16 protein-coding genes are annotated in these 19,146 nt (G+C 68.5%); 9 read left to right on the plus strand and 7 right to left on the minus strand.

The window, feature by feature from the left end; all coding sequences use genetic code 11:
• The first annotated feature begins 100 nt into the window (after positions 1-100).
• On the plus strand, positions 101-2,044 hold the full coding sequence (locus IFS44_RS02980) for a peptidylprolyl isomerase (protein WP_192097420.1): 1,944 nt from the start codon (positions 101-103) through the stop codon (positions 2,042-2,044).
• Positions 2,028-3,533 (plus strand): chorismate-binding protein, encoded by a 1,506-nt coding sequence (locus tag IFS44_RS02985; RefSeq protein ID WP_192097421.1) that lies wholly within the window; start codon positions 2,028-2,030, stop codon positions 3,531-3,533. The genes IFS44_RS02980 and IFS44_RS02985 overlap by 17 nt, the downstream gene beginning before the upstream one ends.
• 88 nt (positions 3,534-3,621) lie before the next feature.
• On the opposite strand, the gene IFS44_RS02990 is transcribed toward IFS44_RS02985, so the two are convergent.
• Positions 3,622-4,032: a hypothetical protein gene (locus IFS44_RS02990; RefSeq protein WP_031440380.1), complete on the minus strand. Its 411-nt coding sequence runs from the start codon at positions 4,030-4,032 to the stop codon at positions 3,622-3,624.
• A 167-nt stretch (positions 4,033-4,199) separates the two neighbouring features.
• Here IFS44_RS02990 and IFS44_RS02995 point away from each other — a divergent pair, with 167 nt between their 5' ends.
• Genes IFS44_RS02995 through moaC form a run of 4 tightly spaced genes read left to right on the plus strand, consistent with a single transcriptional unit; the run spans position 4,200 to position 7,045 of the window.
• Entirely contained in the window at positions 4,200-4,808 is a 609-nt protein-coding gene (locus IFS44_RS02995; RefSeq protein WP_192097422.1) for an anthranilate synthase component II, read from the plus strand.
• On the plus strand, positions 4,805-5,797 hold the full coding sequence (trpD, locus tag IFS44_RS03000) for an anthranilate phosphoribosyltransferase (RefSeq protein ID WP_192097423.1): 993 nt from the start codon (positions 4,805-4,807) through the stop codon (positions 5,795-5,797). The genes IFS44_RS02995 and trpD overlap by 4 nt, the downstream gene beginning before the upstream one ends.
• A 1-nt stretch (position 5,798) precedes the next feature.
• A complete protein-coding gene (trpC, locus tag IFS44_RS03005) occupies positions 5,799-6,575 on the plus strand; it encodes an indole-3-glycerol phosphate synthase TrpC (protein ID WP_031440383.1) in 777 nt (258 codons plus the stop codon).
• Positions 6,572-7,045 (plus strand): cyclic pyranopterin monophosphate synthase MoaC, encoded by a 474-nt coding sequence (moaC, locus tag IFS44_RS03010; RefSeq protein ID WP_192097424.1) that lies wholly within the window; start codon positions 6,572-6,574, stop codon positions 7,043-7,045. The genes trpC and moaC overlap by 4 nt, the downstream gene beginning before the upstream one ends.
• Positions 7,046-7,069: 24 nt before the next feature.
• Here the strand turns inward: moaC and IFS44_RS03015 are convergent, their stop codons facing one another.
• The 6 genes from IFS44_RS03015 to IFS44_RS03040 all read right to left on the minus strand — a co-directional run bounded on the left by IFS44_RS03015 (position 7,070) and on the right by IFS44_RS03040 (position 15,775).
• Positions 7,070-10,267 carry an autotransporter outer membrane beta-barrel domain-containing protein gene (locus IFS44_RS03015; RefSeq protein WP_192097425.1) on the minus strand — a complete coding sequence of 1,066 codons (3,198 nt, stop codon included), beginning with the start codon at positions 10,265-10,267 and terminating at the stop codon, positions 7,070-7,072.
• Positions 10,268-10,346: 79 nt separating this feature from the next.
• Positions 10,347-12,740: a TonB-dependent receptor domain-containing protein gene (locus IFS44_RS03020; RefSeq protein WP_197977719.1), complete on the minus strand. Its 2,394-nt coding sequence runs from the start codon at positions 12,738-12,740 to the stop codon at positions 10,347-10,349.
• Entirely contained in the window at positions 12,719-13,654 is a 936-nt protein-coding gene (locus IFS44_RS03025; RefSeq protein ID WP_192097426.1) for a FecR family protein, read from the minus strand. Before IFS44_RS03025 ends, IFS44_RS03020 begins: the two co-directional genes overlap by 22 nt.
• Before the next feature lie 36 nt (positions 13,655-13,690).
• On the minus strand, positions 13,691-14,206 hold the full coding sequence (locus IFS44_RS03030; RefSeq protein ID WP_192097427.1) for an RNA polymerase sigma factor: 516 nt from the start codon (positions 14,204-14,206) through the stop codon (positions 13,691-13,693).
• 108 nt (positions 14,207-14,314) lie between these two features.
• Positions 14,315-14,614 carry a putative quinol monooxygenase gene (locus tag IFS44_RS03035; RefSeq protein ID WP_031394383.1) on the minus strand — a complete coding sequence of 100 codons (300 nt, stop codon included), beginning with the start codon at positions 14,612-14,614 and terminating at the stop codon, positions 14,315-14,317.
• Between the two features lie 72 nt (positions 14,615-14,686).
• Entirely contained in the window at positions 14,687-15,775 is a 1,089-nt protein-coding gene (locus IFS44_RS03040) for a Gfo/Idh/MocA family protein (protein WP_274604196.1), read from the minus strand.
• 31 nt (positions 15,776-15,806) lie between these two features.
• Here IFS44_RS03040 and IFS44_RS03045 point away from each other — a divergent pair, with 31 nt between their 5' ends.
• The 3 genes from IFS44_RS03045 (at position 15,807) to IFS44_RS03055 (ending at position 19,127) form a co-directional block, all read left to right on the plus strand.
• A complete protein-coding gene (locus tag IFS44_RS03045) occupies positions 15,807-16,700 on the plus strand; it encodes an aldo/keto reductase (protein WP_192097428.1) in 894 nt (297 codons plus the stop codon).
• Positions 16,697-17,776, plus strand: a complete 1,080-nt coding sequence (locus IFS44_RS03050; RefSeq protein ID WP_192097429.1) for an LLM class flavin-dependent oxidoreductase — start codon at positions 16,697-16,699, stop codon at positions 17,774-17,776. Before IFS44_RS03045 ends, IFS44_RS03050 begins: the two co-directional genes overlap by 4 nt.
• A 100-nt stretch (positions 17,777-17,876) precedes the next feature.
• Entirely contained in the window at positions 17,877-19,127 is a 1,251-nt protein-coding gene (locus IFS44_RS03055) for an MFS transporter (protein WP_192097430.1), read from the plus strand.
• The last annotated feature ends 19 nt before the right edge of the window (positions 19,128-19,146 follow it).

A 19,146-nucleotide genomic window follows, 5' to 3' on the forward strand; every position in this document is an offset into this window, starting at 1 on the left:
ATCGGTCCCGGATAGCGCCGACACCGAACGGCACAAGCTTGAAGCGCGCCGATGCGCACCGTAAAGCGGAAGGAACTCAGTCCCTGTCGATCGGCCATTCATGCTCAGTTTCTTCCGCCGCCTCACCCAGTCGAGGTTCGGCGTGATCATCACCTTCGGCCTCCTCGGCGTCATCGCACTCGCCTTCGCGGCGGGTGACATGACCGGGTTGGGCGGCGGAACAAGCGGCATCGCCGCCGACGACGTCGCCACGGTCGGCAAGGCGGACGTGACGGCGAACGAGCTTCGCACGCGTGTCCAGACCGAGATGGAAGGGTTCCGCCAGCAGCAGCCGACGCTCGACATGGCGAGCTATGTCCAGCAGGGCGGCTTCGACGGCACGCTGGACCGCATCACGGCGAGCCTCGCACTCGAGCAGTTCGGCCGGCAGCAGGGCATGGTCGTCAGCAAGCGCGCGGTCGACGGGCAGATTGCCAGCATCCCCGCACTGCAGGGCCCGACCGGCAAGTTTGATCCGTCCCTGTATCAGCGCGTGCTGGTCGAACGGAAGCTGACCGACGCGCAGATCCGCGCCGACATCGTCCGCGACACCTATGCGCAGCAGCTGATCCTGCCGACGCGCGGCGCGTCGCAGGTCCCGAGCCAGCTCGCCCTCCCCTTCGCGTCGTTGCTGCTCGAGAAGCGCAGCGGTCTGGTCGGCTTCATCCCGACCGCCGCGGTGCCCGCCGGCCCTGCGCCGACCGACGCCGAACTGAACGACTTCTATCGTCGCAACGTCGCGCGCTACACGATCCCCGAACGCCGCGTCATCCGCTACGCCGTCGTCGACGCGGCACAGGTCAAGGCGCAGGCCGTCCCGACCGACGCCGAAATCGCCGCGCAATATCAGCAGGATCGCGCGCGCTACGCCCCGACGGAGAAGCGTACGATCACGCAGGTCGTCGTTGCCGATCAGGCGGGTGCAGCCGCGATCGCTGCCAAGGTGAAGGCCGGAACCGCGATCGCCGATGCCGCCCGCGCCGCCGGGCTCGAGGCATCGACCCAGACGGGTGTCGAAAAGACCGCCTATGCCGGCACGACCAGCCCGCAGGTCGCGGATGCCGTGTTCGCGGCAGCGAATGCCGCGGTCGTCGGCCCCGTCCGTACGCCGCTCGGCTGGACGATCGCTCGCATCGATTCGATCCAGAACGTCCCCGCCAAGACCCTCGAACAGGCACGCGGCGAGATCGCCACCGCACTCAGCGCGCAAAAGGCGCAGGCAGCGCTCGGCAAGATCCATGACGCGATCGACGATGGCCTGTCGGACAATGCAACGTTCGACGAGATCATCGCGGACCGCAAGCTGACCGCGATCACCACGCCCGGCCTCGTCGCCAACGGCACCAACCCCGACACGCCCGGCACGCAGCCCGACGCCGCGCTTGCGCCGATCGTCAGCGCCGCGTTCCAGGCCGCGGAAGGCGATGCGCCGCAGATGGTCCAGACCGGGTCGGACGGCAGCTTCGCAGTCGTCGCGCTTGGCCGCGTCGTTCGCGCCGCACCCCGTCCGCTCGCACAGGTCCGTCCTGCCGTGATGCGCGACCTGATGGTTGACCGCGCCAGTCAGGCTGCCCGCAAATACGCCAATGCCGCGCTTGCACGGATCAACAAGGGCATGCCGCTGCAGCAGGCGCTGGGGCAGTCGGGCTTCCCGGTCCCGCCCGCGCGTCCCGTCACGGCGTCGCGCGCGCAGATCATGCAGAACCCCGAAAACACCTCACCCGTGCTGCGCCTGATGTTCAGCATGGCGCAGGGTACTGCCAAGACGATCGCCGGCCCCGATGGCTGGTTCGTGGTCAAGCTCGACAAGATCGATCGCGGCAACGCGACAGGCAACCAGGCGGCGATCCAGGCCGCTCGCGGTTCGATCGCGCGCAGCGTGGGCCGCGAATATGTCGACCAGTTCGTCAAGGCCGTCCGCGCGCAGGTCGGCGTGAAGACCGATCCGAAGGCGGTTGCCCGTGTCCGGGCCGAACTGCTGGCACAGGGTGGTTCCAATAACTGAGCTCGCACGCGCGGCGCTCGCCGCCGGACGCCCTGCCCTTGTCTGGCGACGGCAGGTCGCCGACACGGAGACGCCGGTCGCCGCCGCCCTCAAGCTCATCGAGCCGGGGCGTGGCGACTTCCTGCTCGAATCGGTCGAGGGCGGCGCAACGCGTGGACGGCACAGTCTGATCGGCCTCGCGCCCGATCTGCTGTTTCGGGCCGCGGGTCATCGTGCCGAGATCAACCGTCACTGGTCGACCGATCGCGAGGCGTTCGAGCCCTGCGCGCTGCCCACGCTCGATGCCCTGCGCGCTCTCGTCGCCGAATGCCGCAGCGACGTCCCGGAAGAGCTGCCGCGCGCGCTCGCCAGCCTGGTCGGCTATTTCGGCTATGAGACGGTCGGCCTGGTCGAGGCCTTGCCGCAGCCCGACAGCGACCCGCTCGGCCTGCCCGACATGATCTTCGTGCGTCCCTCGGTGGTTCTCGTCTTCGACCGGCTCGCCGACGCGCTGTTTCTCGTCGCCCCCGCCTGGCCGAATCCCGCCATGGATCCCGACACGATCGTCGCGCGTGCCGAAGAGCGGCTCGACGCCGTCGCCGCGACGCTCACGACCACGCCGGTGCCGGCGCCGGTCCGGGCAGTTTCACCCGAGCCGTCCTATACGCCGGCGCTGTCACCGGATCGCTACGGCGCGATGGTCGCGCGCGCGAAGGACTATATCGTGGCCGGGGACATCTTCCAGGTCGTCCTTGCCCAGCGTTTCAGCACGCCGTTCACGCTCCCGCCGTTCGAGCTCTATCGCTCGCTGCGGCGGATCAATCCGTCGCCTTTCCTCTATCACCTCGATCTTCCCGGCTTCGCGCTGATCGGATCCTCACCCGAGATCCTCGTCCGCGTCCGCGACGACGAGGTGACGATCCGCCCGATCGCCGGGACCCGCCCGCGCGGCCGCAGTGCTGCGGAAGACGAGGCGAACCGGACCAGCCTGCTGGCCGATCCGAAGGAACGCGCGGAGCATCTGATGCTGCTCGACCTCGGCCGCAACGATGTCGGACGGGCATCGGCGCCGGGATCGGTCCGCGTCACGGCGAGCTACGGCGTCGAATTCTACAGTCATGTCATGCACATTGTCTCGAACGTCGTCGGGTCGCTCGCGCCCGGCAGCGACGCGCTCGACGCGCTGTTCGCGGGGTTCCCGGCCGGCACGGTCAGCGGCGCCCCCAAGGTCCGGTCGTGCCAGATCATTGCCGAACTCGAACCCGAACGGCGTGGCGCCTATGCCGGCGGCGTCGGCTATTTCTCCCCTGACGGATCGATGGACTCGTGCATCGTATTGCGGACCGCCGTCGTGAAGGACGGGATAATCCATGCACAAGCCGGGGCGGGAATCGTCGCCGACAGCGATCCCGAGTCCGAACAGCGCGAATGCGAGGCCAAGGCCGGGGCGATCCTCGCCGCCGCCCGCGAAGCGGTCGCGCGCGCCGGCGGGACGGCCTACGGGCAGTAATCCCGCCATCGTTCGACAAACACAGTAAAAGGCCGCGGGCGTCAGGTGACGACCGCGGCCTAAGATCCCGATGGTGCTCGCTGTGGCGTCAGGGATCGATCGCCTGCCCTGCAGCCTGCGCACGACGCTCGGCCGAATAGGCGCGGGCACGCGCGAGCGCACATCCCGACTGTCCGCCTGTACCGACCGGCGAACAGGTATCCGGCAACCCGCCCGCGACGCGGCCGACCTGGTCAACGGTCGCAGCCCGGTTGACCCAGCTCTGGTTCTGCGCGGCGATCGGTGCGGTATCGCGCAGTTCCTTGGGGATACGATAGGGTTGGTCGAGCGTCGAGCAGACGACGATCTCGCCATTGGTCGACGTCGGGCACTTCTGCCCAGCCCCCAGCGTGACGCTGCGGATGCGCTGCGGGGGCTGGCCTTGTTCGGCCGTCTGCTCCTGCGCCGAAGCGAGGGCGGGAAGCGCGATCAGCGCGGCGAGGACGGTGAGACGGAACATTGGTAGAAAACTCCTTGCATACGCACAACGTCTGCCGCCGCAGGTTGCTCCGTGCTGAATAGCATGCCCCGCGCTTTGCCCTGCACCGATTATGGCCGACATAATGTGCAGCGTCGCCCGATGCGCATCCCCGTTGCACCGTCTTCGACTTCGTCTATGGCGAACGCATGATCCTGGTCGTCGACAATTACGACAGCTTCACCTGGAACCTCGTCCATTATCTCATGGAACTGGGTGTCGAGGTGGAGGTCGTCCGCAACGATGCGATCTCCGCTGGACAGGCCCTGTCGTCCGGCGCGGAGGCGTTTCTCATTTCCCCCGGCCCCTGCACGCCGACCGAAGCGGGCGTCAGCCTCGACCTCGTCGCCGCCTGCGCAGATGCCGGCAGGCCGCTGCTCGGCGTCTGCCTCGGCCATCAGGCGATCGGGCAGCATTTCGGCGGCAAGGTCGAACGTGGCGGGCTGATGCACGGCAAGACGTCGCCGGTCGTCCATGACGACACCGGCCTCTACGCCGGCCTCCCTTCGCCGTTTATCGCGACGCGCTATCACTCGCTGATCGTCAACGCGGTCCCCGATACGCTGGTCGTCAACGCGACCGCGCAGGATGGCAGCGTGATGGGGTTCCGCCACGCGACGCTGCCGATCCACGGGGTGCAGTTCCATCCCGAGAGCATCGCGACCGAACACGGCCACGCGATGCTCGCCAATTTCCTGACGCTGGCGGGGATTGCGCATCAGCTGCCCGACCGCCTGCGCGAGGGGCTCGATCGATGACGACCACCGTGCTCCTGCCCGATCCCACGATGCCGCTGTCGCGCGAGACCGCGCGTGCGGCGTTTGCCGACATCCTCGACGCGCGCGCCAGCGAAGACGCGATCGCCGCATTCCTGATCGCCATGTCCGAGCGTGGCGAGACCAGTATCGAGATCGCCGAGGCCGCGCGTGCGCTGCGTGAGCGGATGATCCCGATCGATGCGCCGCCGGGCGCGATCGACGTCTGCGGCACCGGCGGCGATGGCCACCACACGCTCAACGTCTCGACCGCCGTCGCGCTCGTCGTCTCGGCCTGCGGCGTGCCCGTCGCGAAGCATGGCAACCGTGCCGCCTCGAGCAAGGCCGGCGCCGCCGACACGCTCGAAGTCCTCGGCCTCGACATGGACCGCGCGGGTGCGACGGCCGAGGCCAGCCTGCGCGACATCGGCATCGCCTTCCTGTTCGCCGCCAATCACCATCCGGCGATGAAGCGGATCACCCCGATCCGTCAGCGTATCGCCAGGCGGACGATATTCAACCTGATGGGGCCGCTCGCCAATCCCGCGCGAACGACGCGTCAGCTCATCGGCATCGCGCGGCCCGATTATGTCCCGCTCTACGCCGATGCCCTCGCCCAGCTCGGTACCCAGGCCGCACTCGTCGTCTCCGGCGAGGAAGGGCTCGACGAACTGTCCGGCGCGGGCCCCAGCGTCGTTGCGTCCATCGGCAACGTCGCGCTTCCCGCGCGCGTCACGCCCGACGATGCAGCGTTGCCGCGGCATGCGATCACGGCAATTCGCGGCGGTGATGCCGCCCATAATGCGGAGGCGCTCCGCCGCCTGCTGAAGGGCGAGGCGGGCGCCTACCGCGACGCCGTCCTGCTCAACGCCGCTGCTGCCTTGATGGTCGCCGGGACCGTCCCCACCCTTGTCGCGGGCGCGGCGCTGGCCGCCACCGCCCTCGACACCGGCAGCGCCGACGCGCTGCTCGACCGCTGGATCGCCTACTGACATGACCATGCTCGACCGTATCCTCGAGACCAAGCGCGCCGAAGTCGCCGCGCGCAAGGCCACCACATCGCTGTCGGACATCGACGCCGGCATCGCCCGCATGTCCGCGCCGCGCGGCTTCCGCGCTGCGCTCGATGCGAAGTCGGGCTATGCCTTGGTCGCCGAGGTCAAGAAGGCCAGTCCGTCCAAGGGGCTGATCCGCGCCGATTTCGATCCCCCCGCGCATGCCCGCGCCTATGAGGCGGGCGGTGCCGCCTGCCTCTCGGTGCTGACCGACGAAAAATGGTTCCAGGGCGCTGACGCCTATCTGTCCGCCGCGCGTGACGCCGTGTCGATCCCGGTGCTGCGCAAGGATTTCATGGTCGACCCGTGGCAGGCGACCGAGGCGCGCGCGATCGGCGCCGACGCGATCCTGATCATCGTCGCCGCGCTCGACGATATCCAGATGGCGGAGATCGAGGCCTCGGCACTCGAATGCGGGATGGACGTACTGGTCGAGATCCACGATGCGCACGAACTCGATCGCGCGCTCAAGCTCAAATCGCGGCTGATCGGGGTCAACAACCGCGACCTGCGCGACTTCACCGTCGACTTCCAACGGACCTACGACCTGGTCGACAAGGCCCCGCGTGACTGCACCTTCGTCGCCGAAAGCGGGCTGACGACGCGCGCCGACCTCGACGCGATGGCCGAGCGCGGGATCCGGTGTTTCCTGATCGGCGAGGCCCTGATGCGCCAGGACGATGTCGAGGCCGCAACGCGGGCACTGGTCGGATGAGCCAGCTCACGCATGTCGATGCGGCGGGTGCCGCGCGGATGGTCGATGTCGGCGGCAAGACGCCGACCGCACGCGAGGCCGTCGCGACCGGCCGGATCACCATGTCGGCCGAGGCTGCGCGCGCGATCGCCGAGGGCTCGGCCAAAAAGGGCGACGTCATCGCCGTCGCCCGCGTTGCGGGGATCATGGCCGCCAAGCAGACCAGCGACCTGATACCGCTCTGCCATCCGCTGCCGCTGACCAAGATCACGCTCGACCTCGACGTCGACGCCAGCGGCGTCACCGCGACCGCGACCGTCGCGACCGACGGCAAGACCGGCGTCGAGATGGAAGCGCTCACCGCGGTCGGCGTTGCACTGCTGACGGTCTACGACATGGCCAAGGCGATCGACAAGGCGATGGAGATCGACGGGATCCGACTGCTCGAAAAGCGCGGCGGGAAATCCGGGGCCTGGTCCGCACCGCGCTGACGCGGGCGGACCAGTCTTCCGTCGTTACAGCCCGATCTGCAGGCTTGCGCGCAGCGATAATGCGGCGCGTCCCTGCTGCTCCTCGGCGTTGAATTCGCCGCCGAAGCGGAACGCCGCATTGCCCCCGACCGCGCGCAGCTTGCCGACCCAGCCGCTTGTCCGCTCCTCGGGTGTCAGCGTGAACGCGGTCCCGCCGGCAAAGGCCGCGGTCGTCGCACCCAGCCCCCCGCCGACGAGTTCGCGCCGCCCGCCCTCGAGCTCGAAGCGGAACCAGCCTGCGTCCTGGTTCTGCCCCCCAAGATCGAGACCCAGCGCCGCGCTGCCGGTGACCGCCAGTTCGTCGCTGCTGCGCGACTGGACGACCAGATCGATCGCGGTGCCGCCACCGGTTTCGCTGTAGCCGTCCTCCTTCAACTTGTAATAATCGACCGCGATGATCGGCCGAAACGAGATATTGCCCAGATCGGCATCATAGGACAGGCCGCCCGACGCCGAGTAGAGCGTGCCGTTCCAGTCCGCGCTCGACACGCGCTGGACCGCCTCGGTCCCTGCGGTGCCGGCAAAGCGCCGCACGCCGTCGAACCCGATCCGCGCGCCCGAAGCTCGGGCATTGGCGTTCAGCCCACCCCAGTGCCCACGCCAATAGGCCGCAAGCTCATACTGGTTGGAGCTGACTTCATTGCTGGTCCCCTCATCGGCATCGCGGCCGCTGAGATAGGCGAGCGACGCACCGATATTACCCAGCCCGGTCTTGTATTCGGCCCCGCCGGAGACGCCCCAGCCGGTCACGTCATAGCCGCCGGTATCGCCGATGCTCTTCGACGTGCCCCAGCCGACCTGGCTGATCCAATAGCCCCACTGCCCCTCATCCTTGAACGGGCCGTGCGGGTCGGCGATCACCCTGGCGGTGGCGCGCGAGCCCATCGTCACGGTCTCGAACGTCCCGCCGGCATGATCCGGAAGCATCTGGCGCAGCGATCCGCGAAATGCGTCGCCGTCATTGATGTTCAGGAACGCCTGCCCGACCTTGGCGTCGGTGCCGAGCGCTGCATAGACCGCATTGTAGGCGGAGGTCTGCGAGCGGTTGAGGCCGAGTTCGACCGTCGTCTTGCGGACGATGTCGATCGCGACGTCGTTGCCCGTGCCCGTCGCGACGTTCCCCTTGTAGAGGAACGGCAACAGCGTGGTCGAGGCGGTCAGGTTTGCCGCGCCGGTCAGGCTCCCCGCACGCAGGACCGTGTACCGCCCTTCCGCACCGGTGATGCTGGCGAGCTTGAGCGCGAGCTTGGTGTCCTTCTCGAACGATGCCAGCCCGGCGACGGTGATCGACGTCCCCGTCCCCCCGGTCTTGTCCAGCGTCACCGCCAGCACGCTGCCCGAACCCATCGCCAGCGATGCGATCGTCGCAGCCTTGGTCAGGTCGAGCGTACCGCCCGCGACCGTCACCGCCAGCCCGCCGCTGTTGGCGAGCGTGCCCGAAAAGCGCGATGTCCCGCCGATGGTGAGCGTGTCTGCCCCGCCACCGAAATCCGCCGCGCCGCTGAACACCGCCGTCCCGGCAAGGGCCATCGTGTCGCTGCCGGTGCCGAAGAGCGCCGTCCCCGCATAGGCTGCATCGCCCGACAGCGCGAAACGGTTCGCGCCGCCGCCGAACCGGGTCGTGCCCGACACGGTCCCATCGGCGATCTCGAACACGTCGTTCCCCGTACCGAAGCGGACGTCGCCGACGATGCTCGGCGCCGTGACGCCCGCCGCGACTGCGGTCTGGCGGACGGTGGCGCCCGCCGTCGTTGCGGACAGGTCGATCGCGACGTTGCGCTCCGACGTCGCGAGTGCACCGCTTGCGGTGATCGCCCCGCTATTCTCCACCAGCGTCACCCGGCCGGACCGGTCGAGGATCGCGGTGGCGCTGCCATCGGCTGCCTGTGCGCTCGCCTTGATCGTCCCGCTGTTGCGGATCGTGCCGACCGTCGCGCCCGCCTCGACGAGGACCGCGCTCGACAGCGATGCGGTCGTGCCGCCGCCCGCCGCCGCGATCGTCCCGGCATTGCGCAGTTCGGGCATCGTCGTGCCGCTGCCGATCCGGATCGCGGTCGCACTCGCCCCATTGGCTTGCGCCTGGACCGTGCCGTTGACCGCGATCCCGTTGGCGATCGACACGCTGCCACCAAGGCCACCGATCAACAGGCCGGTCGCGGTGACACCCGCATAGACACCGCTGCCGCCGATGCCGCCATCGACGATCAGCCCGAAATTCGTGCCGCTACCCGCGACTGCGCCGATCGCGACCGCATTGGTCGCCGACCCGATCTGGACCGCGGGCGCGGCGCCATAGGCGGTCACCGACGCCGATCCTTCCTTACTGTCGTCGATCCCGTCCTTGTCCTCGTCATTGTCGGTCGTGCTGGCATCCTTTGGCGGCACCGCGAAGACGATGCCCCCCGACACGTTGCCCGCGACGACCAGCGCCGATCCGCCCTGCAACAAGTCGTCAGCATCGAGCTTCGACGGATCCGCCGGCGCGGTGGTGGTGCGGTAGCCCGTCGCGCCGAGCGCCCCCTGCACCACCAGCGCACCGGTGATCGCGCCATCGAGCCGGACCGCCACGGCTCCCTGCCCGATCGCCGCGACCGTTCCGGCAAGCCGGACGTTGCCGGTAATGTCCCCCGTCCGCACGCCGACGACGTTCGTCCCCGTCACCGCGATCGTGCCCTCGGTCTTGAACGCCCCGGACAGCGGGCCGCCGAGCCAGATCCCTGCAGACTCGTTCCCCTCGACCGTGATCGCGCCCGTATTGGTGATGGCACCGCTATAGGCGCCCCCGGTGCGGATGCCGGTACGGCCGCTGCCCGCAGCGAAGGGGCCGTCGAGATCGCCATCCTTGTCGACATCGGTCGCCTCATAGGTCTCGTCGACGATGATCTTGCCGCTGTTCGTGATACCGCCGCCGGTCCCCGCCACCGCGAGAATGCCCGTGGCATTGTCTGCATTGGTGATCTGGACGGTGCCTTCGTTGGTGACGGCATGCACGCTGTCGATCGTCACCGCCGTGCCGCCGGCAGGGGTCACCGATCCCGCCGTCGTGATCCGGATCGCATCCGGCGCCCCGGCCTTCACGGTCGAGGTCCGCACCGTATCGGTGCGCTTGGTCTCGATCGTGGTCTGCGCATGGGCCGGAACGACCGCCATCAGGCAGGTAGAGGCAAGCAGGATACGACGCATGAACCAGGTCCCTTTTCGAATATGTTTCGAACACAGGACGGAACCATTGCCGCGCAGCCTTGCTGGCCTGCGCAGCTTTTCAGAATGCCGCGTCTATCCCCAGGCGCAACGTGCGGGGTCGCAATGGCGTGATCTGGCCGCTGCCGATCTGGAACGGCGTGCCCAGCGCGAAGCGATTGCCGGTGCCATCCGTCAGATTGGTCACGCCGAGCGTCAGACCCAGTGTCGGCCGGCCGACCCGCATTGTCAGCGCGGTGTCGAGATAATCGCCCTGCTCCTCCCCGAGCACCGGGCCGATACCGAGCCGGGAGCGGCCGACATAACGCGCCCAGCCATAGACCCGCAGATCGAGGTCACCGCGGAGCGGCCGGCTATAGTCGAGCCCCAGCCGCCCTGCGAACCGGGCGATATTGGGAACCTGGCTCATGCGCGCGAACGCCAGTGCATAGGCCTGGCTGGGTTCGGTCACCCGGCTGTCGTTATAGGTCAGCCCGGCGTCGATCGTGAGCCCGGCGACCGGTCGCCAGGCGGCCGCCGCGCTTGCCGACCAGATCCGGCCGTTGCCGATATTGGCAGTGCTCGGCAGCCCCGACCCGTCGATGAAGTCCGCCTGGATATCGTCCCAGAGCGTATGTGACAGCCCGGCCGACACGGATACCGCGTCGATCCCGCTCTGCCCGAACCGTATGCCGCTTTCGATCGTGCGGACCCGGTCGTTGCGGAACCGCCGGACGAAGTCGCTCTCGATCGCGAGCCCGCCGGGCCGGAACCCCTGCTGGTACCGGGCATAAAGCGAGAGTCGCGGCAGCACGGTCGCGATCAGCGATCCGGACGGCAACAGGCTGATTTCGCGACGACTGGCGGTCACCTGCGCACGCGCGAGCGCGACCGGAGCGAGTGCCTCCGCAAGATCCTGGCCCGTCCCTGACAGCGCGGCCCGTGTCACGCGCGCGCCGCCGGTCGCGATCAATCCGGGGAACAGCGCGATGCTGCCCTCGCCATACAACGTCGCCTCATCGATCCGGTTGGTGACGCCCGTCACCGGCACCGGTGCCTCGACTGCGCCGAGTGCGCGCGACAGCCGCGTCCGGTTGTGCGTGAAGCTGCCGCCCACTACCCAGCCGAAGCCGGCGCGCATCGGCCGCCACAACCGGGTCTCGTTGGTCACCATCGCGGTCGCGTTGCGCTGCACGAACAGCCGCGGATCACCGTCCACCATGGTGGCGTCATAGCGTTCCGTCAGCGTCTGCCCGACGATCGCCGTCGACGATCGCAGCATCAGGCCGCCAAGCGTGCCCGACACGACCAGATCGCCCATCCGGTAATCCGCACCGAAGCCTTGCACGACGGCACTGTTCCGCGTGCGGGGCGGCGCGTCGCGATCGGTATATTGGCTGTCATCGCCGCGGGTCCGCTGGTACACGCCGCCTAGATCCAGCGTCCAGTCGCGCCCCAGATCGACGCGCAGCGTGCCCCGTCCGCCGGCGATGCTGGTGCGGTTCACGTCGCTTTTCCCAAGCGTCGGGTTGTCGATATACCCGCCCTCCGTCACCGCATAGCCCACGATGCGCAGCGCCGTCCGACCTTCCATCACCGGCAGGTTGAGCGTCGCGCCGATGTCGCCGCCAGGGTCGCCGTGCGTCGTCGCGGACACGCCCATCGCGATGGCGGCCGTGGTGTCGTCGATCACGGGCGCATTAGGGACCGTGCGGATGATGCCGCCGAGCGACCCTGCTCCGTAGAGGGTACCCTGTGGCCCCTCGAGCACCTCGACCGAGGCGATATCGTAGAGCCGCAGGTCGGGATCGGGCGCGTTGTAGCTGAGCCGGATGTCGCCGAGATACTGGCCGACGGTCGTCTGCGTCGGCCCGGTGAAGCTCGAATCCGCGATGCCGCGAATGAACAGCTTGTTGCGCCCCGCACCGAGATGCGTCGACGACACGCTCGCGAGCCGCGCCAGCACCGCGTCGCTGCCCCCCGCGCCGCCAAGCGCCAGGTCGATTCCATCGAGGTGCGCGACCTGCCCGGCGAAATCGCGCAGCCGGGTGTCCCGCTTGCTGGCGGCGACGATGATATCGGCCCCCGCGATGGTCGGGACTGCGGCATGGGCGGTGCCCGGCGGCAGACGGCGCTGTGCCGCACGTGGCGGCGCGGCACGCGCGACCAGACGCCACCCCCCGGCCCCTGCGGACCGTATCGTCGACCCCGTCGACCGTGCGAGCTTTGCGAGCGCCTGCCGCGCCGTGAAGCGTCCCCGGATCGCGGGGACGGGTCGTGCCCACAGGACCGGGTCGTCGACGGCGATGCTGACCCCGGCCTGCCGCCCCAGTGCCAGGACGGAGTCGCCCAGGCGGCCCGCGCGCAGGTCGAGCGATACCGGCCCCGCCGCCGCCGACGCAGCGGTCAGCCCGGCGATCGCCACCGCAACGACAAAGACCCCGCCCCGCCGGATCACCGTGCCGACATCGTCCAACCCTGTGCGGACCGCCGCATCGTCACGTCGAGCAGCGCGGCGAGCGGCATGGGGTCCCGCGCGAGCCCTGCCGTGGCGATCGTCGCACGGACGCGGCGATCGGCGATCTCCGGTGCCACCGCGATCGCGATGCCCAGCGTTCGCGACAGATCCTCGGCGACTTCGGTCATCGGCGCATTTTCGAACGCCAGCCGCCCCTCGCGCCACGACCCGACCGCCGTGGCATCGACCGTGATCCGCATCACACCGCCGCGCGTGGCCACGACGCCCTGCCCCGCCGTCATCCGGATCGCGTTCGGCCCCGGATCATAGTCGACCGCACCTTCGGACACGGCGACCCGCATGCCATCGCTGGTACGCTTGACGTCGAAGGCCGTGCCGACATCGACCAGGCGCGTCTCGCCGACCCGGACCTCGAACGGATCCGCCGCATCATGCGCGACGACGAACATCGCCTCGCCACGATCGAGCGTCGCGATGCGCGCGTCGCGTCGATCGATCGTCACGCAGGACCCGCCGGCGAGCATGATCCGGCTTCCCTCAGCGAGGAGGATCGTCCGCGCGGCCCCCGGCGCCGCCTCGACGGCATAGGGTTGGGGCCGGCGCTCATAGACCGAAAGGCCGGCGACGACCGCCAGCGATGCGGCGATCGCCCCACCGGCCCACCGACCGATACGCTTCGGCGCGCGTCGTGACGGGCTGGCGATCGGCGGCGCCACCGCGCCCGCCTGCGGCGCGCGCACCAGTGCGACGCCATCATCGATCGCGGCGTTCAGCGCGTGATAGCGCGGGGCATTCGCCGGGTCCGCCTCCATCCACGCCATGAAGCCGGGCCAGTCGTCGAATGCGGGATCGCCCGTCCGCACGATCCAGTCGAGCGCCTGTGCGTCCAATGCGGTGTCGTCCTGCGCCATCATGGCCTCCTGACTGGCTTGACGGAGACGTTCGCCTCAAACCTCATCGAGCCGCCCTGTCAACGCGATCATCGCACGATAGGCTTGCCGCAGATCACTTTCGACGGTGCTGAGGCTCACGCCCATCTCGTCCGCGATCGCACGTTGCGCGACCCCGTCGATCCGGTGGCGGCGAAACACCGCTGCGGCGCGTTCGCCGACCGCCTCCAGCGCGCGCGCCGCCATCCGCGCCTCTTCGCGCGCGATCAGTACGCGCTCACCCGATGGCGCATCGGACTGGCCCGCGACCGTGGCGCCGACCGCGTCGCTCCAGTCATGATCGCGTCGGGCGGCCTGCCGGACCGCGCGATGACGGTCGAGCATGAGATTGTGCGCCGCGCGGTACAGATAGGCCAGCGGCGCGGCGATCGGCCCGCCGCGCGGCGTCCGCACACGAATCCAGAGCTCGTGCAAAAGGTCTTCCGCCGCATCCCCCGCGCCATGCGCCGACAGAAAGCGGAGCAGCGTATCGCGATTGGCGAGGAAGACGGCCTCCAGACCCTGCGTGTCCATCCGTCGCCTATACCGTAAGAGAAAACGTCACGACCATGGCGGATGCTCGGCCGCAGGCGGCACGCGCTAGACCCTCACGGATGCGCGCGTCGCGGCCGCGGTCTTGCCTCAGCCTGCAACGTCGACCGGATGCGTCGCGATGATCGTCGGACGCGCGGCGGCGAGATCGCGCGAGGCCACGCCCAGTGCCTTGAAATGGTCGGACGCCATGTGCGCCTGAACCGCGGCATCGTCGACATACAGCTCGTTGAACACGAAGCGCCGGTCGCCATCGGCCTCGCGCCACAGATCGTAGTGGAGCACCCCCGGTTCATTCCGCGACGCCGCGGCGCAGATGCGGGCGGCGTCGATGAACGCCTCCTCATGGCCGGGCTTGACGGAAACGAACGCAATGACCTTCACGGGCATATCGACCTCCTGGGCGTGATTTCGCCACAGCCTGTGCGCGCCCGGCGGGTGGCGCGCAACCCCGCGGCCGTGTCAGACGCCCAGTTCCGCCATCGTCACGACCCGGTGCTCGCGCGCGCTGATCTCCGCGGCGGTACCGATCGCGACCGCGCGCAGGCCATCCTCCGCGGTGACCTGTACCGGTCCCTCGCCGCGCACGGCGGCGGCAAAAGCGGCGTGCTGATAATAGGTTGCACCTTCGTGCGAGCCCGCGGCCCGGGCCGCCGGATCGACCGAGACATGGCTGCGCTCGACCGCCTTGGGGTTGAGAAATCCGACCCGTGGCGAATAGACGAGCTCGCCTGCAGGAATTAGCACGTCAAGCCGCGCCGCATCGCCCGTCGCCGACATCTCCTCCTGATTCTCCGCACCATCGGCGAACATGCTGAGATCGAGCATCGCCCGCACGCCGTTCGCGAAATCGACCGTCGTATAGCTGTTGTCGATGATGTCCGGGCGCGCGCCGTCATAAAGTTCGTCGAGATGGTTCACGTCCATCGCGCCCGAGCAATGGACGCGCACCGCTTCCGACCCGACGATCAGCCGCATCAGATCGAAGAAGTGACAGCATTTCTCGACCATCGTGCCGCCGGTGTTCCGGGAAAACCGGTTCCAGTCGCCGACCTTGGACAGGAAGGGAAAGCGGTGCTCGCGGATCGACAGCATCTGCAGCCGGCCGACCCGGCCCGCCTGGACCTGGTCGATAAAGGCGGCTGCAGGCGGCATGAAGCGATACTCCATCCCGGTCCAGAACGGCCTGGCGTGCGCGGCGGCACGCTCGACGATCCACCGCGCATCGTCGATCGTCGTCGCCAGCGGTTTCTCGCACAGGATCGCGGCGTCCATCGCGAACAGCTGCTCAAGCACGTCGCGGTGGGTGTTGTTCGGCGACGCGATGACGATCGCGTCGACATCGGCCCGCTTTGCAAACGCCTCGACCGAGTCGAACCGCGCGACGCCATCGGCCCGGTCGCCGAGCGCCTCGGTCGCCCAGTCGATCGACGTCGCGACCGGATCCGCGATCGCGACGATCTCTGCACCGGGGAGGATCGCCAGGTTGCGGATGTGTTCGACGCCCATCATGCCCGTTCCGACGACACCGTATCTGATCGTGGCTACCAAGCTGTCTATCCCTATGCCATGAGCCGTCGGCATGACGACGATCCGCCTTTCCAACGACCTTCGCCCGCTCGGCAAGAGCGAAATCCTTGTTTCGCCGATAGCCTGGGGCATGTGGCGGCTGGCCGGAGAAACCGCGCCGGTCCGCGCGATGATCGACGCGGCGCTGGGTGCGGGAATCAACTTCTTCGACACCGCCGACATCTATGGCTGCGACGTCCCGGCGGGCTTCGGCTCGGCAGAGGCGCTGTTCGGGCGCGCGCTGGCCGAGGACCGGAGCCTGCGCGCGAAGATGGTGATCGCGACCAAAGCGGGCATCCGTCCCGGCATTCCGTATAATTCCAGTGCAGAGTATCTGGCCGACGCCCTCGACGCGTCGCTGACGCGGATGGCGATCGAACAGGTCGATCTGTACCAGATCCACCGCCGCGATTTCCTGACCCATCCGCAGGAGGTCGCCGAGGCGCTGACGCGCATGATCGACGCGGGCAAGGTGCGCAGCATCGGCGTCTCGAACTACAGCGTCCACGAATTTGCGGCATTGCAGGCGTTTCTCGGCCAGCCGATCGTCAGCACCCAGCCCGAGTTTTCCCCGCTCCAGACCGCGCCCCTGTTCGATGGCACGCTCGATCAGGCGATGACGCACGACGTCGCGGTGATGGCGTGGTCGCCGCTTGGCGGGGGCCGGCTGGCGCAGGGTGATCATCCGGCGGCAACGCTGCTCGCCGAGCATGGCGCGCGCTACGGCGTCGACGCCGCCACCGCGACGCTGGCGTGGATCATGGCGCATCCGGCGCGGATCATCCCGATCGTCGGCTCGCAGACCCCGGCGCGGATCGCTGCCTCGGCCGATGCGTACAAGGTCGAATGGACCCGCAGCGAATGGTATGCGGTGCTGCAGGCCGGCATGGGTGTCTCGCTGCCATGATCGATCCGTCAGCAAGCCTTCCACCCTGCGAGATCAGCTGGTTTTCCGCGCTGTGCGACGATGATTACGAGTTTCTCGGCGTCCCCTACCCCGCGCTGAAATCGAGCTGGGAGCATTGCCGCGACATCGTGATGCAGGCCGAGACGGCGGGATACGACAATATCCTGCTGCCCTCGGGCTATACGCTCGGCATCGACACGACCGCGTTCGCCGCGGGGATCGCACCGATGCTCAAGAGGTTGCGATTGCTGATGGCGGTACGGATCGGCGAAAGCTGGCCGCCGCAGCTCGCCCGCCAGATCGCGACGATCGACCAGATGCTCGGCGGCCGGCTGGCGATCAACATCATCTCCAGCGACCTGCCCGGCGAAACGCTCGCAAGCGCGCCACGCTATGCGCGCACGGTCGAGGCAATGCACATCCTGCGCACGCTGCTCGACGGCAAGCCGCTCGATCATGACGGCGACTTCTGGAAACTGAAGCTCGATCCTCCGCGGACGACCACCGTGTCGGGGCGCTGTCCCGCGCTTTATTTCGGTGGCCTGTCCGAGGCCGCACGGGAGGCCGCGGCGACCAATGCGGATGTCTATCTGATGTGGCCCGACACGATGGACGGCGTTCGTGCGATCATCGCCGACCTGCGCGCCCGCGCCGCACGTCACGGCCGCACGCTGCGCTTCGGCTACCGTGTCCATGTCGTCGTTCGCGACACCGAGGCGGAAGCCCGCGCCGCGGCCGATCGTCTGCTGTCCAAGCTCGACGATGCCGAAGGCCAGGCGATCCGCGCGCGTTCGCTCGATTCTCAGTCCGCCGGCGTCCGTCGCCAGGCCGAACTGCGTGAGGGATCCGACGATGGCTATGCCGAGGCCAATCTGTGGACCGGGATCGGCCGCGCACGGTCGGGATGCGGTGCCGCGATCGTCGGCGATCCGGATCAGGTGCTCGCCAAGCTCAACGCCTACCGGGCCGAAGGGATCGATGCGTTCATCCTGTCGGGCTATCCGCACGCCGCCGAGGCCGACCTGTTTGCACGCCACGTGCTGCCGCGGATCGAGCATGGTCCCTTGGTCGTCTAGGACGCAGGCCTGCCCGCTGAGACCGACTGAAATCAAATAACCGACGCGGACAAGAGAAACTGGCTCGCATCCATCGTCCTCTTGTCCATGCTGGCCCGCTATGACTTTGCCCACCAAGACCGTCGCACAACTCAGCGCCCGTGGCCGCACATTGCTGTTCGCGCTGGTCGTCACCGCCGGCATCCTCAACCTCGTCGACCGTCAGATCATCGCCGTGCTGAAGCCGACGATCGCCGCCGATCTCGGCTGGAGTGACGATGATTACGGGACGCTCGCCGCCTGGTTCCAGGGCGGTGCGGCGTTCGCGTTCCTGTTCACTGGCTGGATCGTCGACAAGCTCGGGGTGAAATGGGCGAACCCGATCGGTGTCGCGGCGTGGAGCATCGCCGCGATGGCGCATGGCTGGGCACGATCGATGACCGAATTCGTGATGATCCGCGTCAGCCTGGGCGCGACCGAGGCGATGGGCACGCCGACCGGGATCAAGACGATCGCGTCGGTGCTGCCCAAGAACTGGCGGTCGAGCGGGTTCGGCGCGACCAATGCGGCCAACAGCATCGGCGCGATCCTGGCGCCGCTGGCGATTCCGGGGGTCGCTCTGCTCGTCGGCTGGCGGGGGACGTTCGTCGTCGCAGGCGCGCTCGGGCTCGTCTGGGCGGCGGTCTGGCTGATGGCGACACGTCGCCTGCGCTTCACCTTGCAGCCCATGGGCGCCGCAGATGCCGCGGCACCGGTCGGCGACTATGGCCCGATACTGCACAATCGCCAGACCTGGGCGATCGCGGTCGCCAAGATCCTGTCCGACGCGACCTGGTGGCTGATGCTCTTCTGGTTGCCCGACTTCTTTCACCGGCAATATGGTTTGAGCGGGGTCGCGCTCGGCGTCCCGCTGGCCATCGCCTATGGTGGCGCTGCGGTCGGCTCGCTGCTCGGCGGCGGCGTGGCGACCCGGCTGCTGAGCCTCGGCTACAGCGTCAACGCCGTCCGCAAGGGCATATTGCTGGTTGCCGCGCTCTGCGTCCTGCCCGTTCCGCTCGTGCTTTACGTCGGCAGCTATCCCGTCACGATCGCGCTGATGGCGCTGACGCTCGCCGCGCACCAGGCGTTCTCGACCAACCTGTTCGCGCTGATCGCCGACGTCGTGCCGCAGGACAAGCTCGGCCGGGTTACCGCGTTCGGCTCGTTCAGCGGCAATGTCGGTGGTATGGTGATCGCCAAGGTCGCCGGCCTCGTCCTGACCGCCGGGCTCGGCTACCTGCCGCTGTTCCTGTTCGCCAGCGTCTCCTATCTGCTCGCGGTCGGCTGGATCCAGCTGCTGTTGCCGCGGTTGCGCCCGGTCGAGGGGCACTAAAGCTGATACGATGCGCCTG

This window comes from Sphingomonas sp. CFBP 13706 (genome assembly GCF_014842355.1).
GTDB classification, from domain to species: Bacteria; Pseudomonadota; Alphaproteobacteria; order Sphingomonadales; family Sphingomonadaceae; genus Sphingomonas; species Sphingomonas aerolata.

Excerpts from the sequence above, each read along its gene's own strand:
- IFS44_RS02980 (WP_192097420.1), top strand. The coding sequence starts at position 101 with ATGCTCAGTTTCTTCCGCCGCCTCACCCAGTCGAGGTTCGGCGTGATC.
- IFS44_RS02990 (WP_031440380.1), bottom strand. The coding sequence starts at position 4,032 with ATGTTCCGTCTCACCGTCCTCGCCGCGCTGATCGCGCTTCCCGCCCTC.
- IFS44_RS02995 (WP_192097422.1), top strand. The coding sequence starts at position 4,200 with ATGATCCTGGTCGTCGACAATTACGACAGCTTCACCTGGAACCTCGTC.
- trpD (WP_192097423.1), top strand. The coding sequence starts at position 4,805 with ATGACGACCACCGTGCTCCTGCCCGATCCCACGATGCCGCTGTCGCGC.
- trpC (WP_031440383.1), top strand. The coding sequence starts at position 5,799 with ATGACCATGCTCGACCGTATCCTCGAGACCAAGCGCGCCGAAGTCGCC.
- moaC (WP_192097424.1), top strand. The coding sequence starts at position 6,572 with ATGAGCCAGCTCACGCATGTCGATGCGGCGGGTGCCGCGCGGATGGTC.
- IFS44_RS03015 (WP_192097425.1), bottom strand. The coding sequence starts at position 10,267 with ATGCGTCGTATCCTGCTTGCCTCTACCTGCCTGATGGCGGTCGTTCCG.
- IFS44_RS03025 (WP_192097426.1), bottom strand. The coding sequence starts at position 13,654 with ATGGCGCAGGACGACACCGCATTGGACGCACAGGCGCTCGACTGGATC.
- IFS44_RS03030 (WP_192097427.1), bottom strand. The coding sequence starts at position 14,206 with ATGGACACGCAGGGTCTGGAGGCCGTCTTCCTCGCCAATCGCGATACG.
- IFS44_RS03035 (WP_031394383.1), bottom strand. The coding sequence starts at position 14,614 with ATGCCCGTGAAGGTCATTGCGTTCGTTTCCGTCAAGCCCGGCCATGAG.
- IFS44_RS03045 (WP_192097428.1), top strand. The coding sequence starts at position 15,807 with ATGACGACGATCCGCCTTTCCAACGACCTTCGCCCGCTCGGCAAGAGC.
- IFS44_RS03050 (WP_192097429.1), top strand. The coding sequence starts at position 16,697 with ATGATCGATCCGTCAGCAAGCCTTCCACCCTGCGAGATCAGCTGGTTT.
- IFS44_RS03055 (WP_192097430.1), top strand. The coding sequence starts at position 17,877 with ATGACTTTGCCCACCAAGACCGTCGCACAACTCAGCGCCCGTGGCCGC.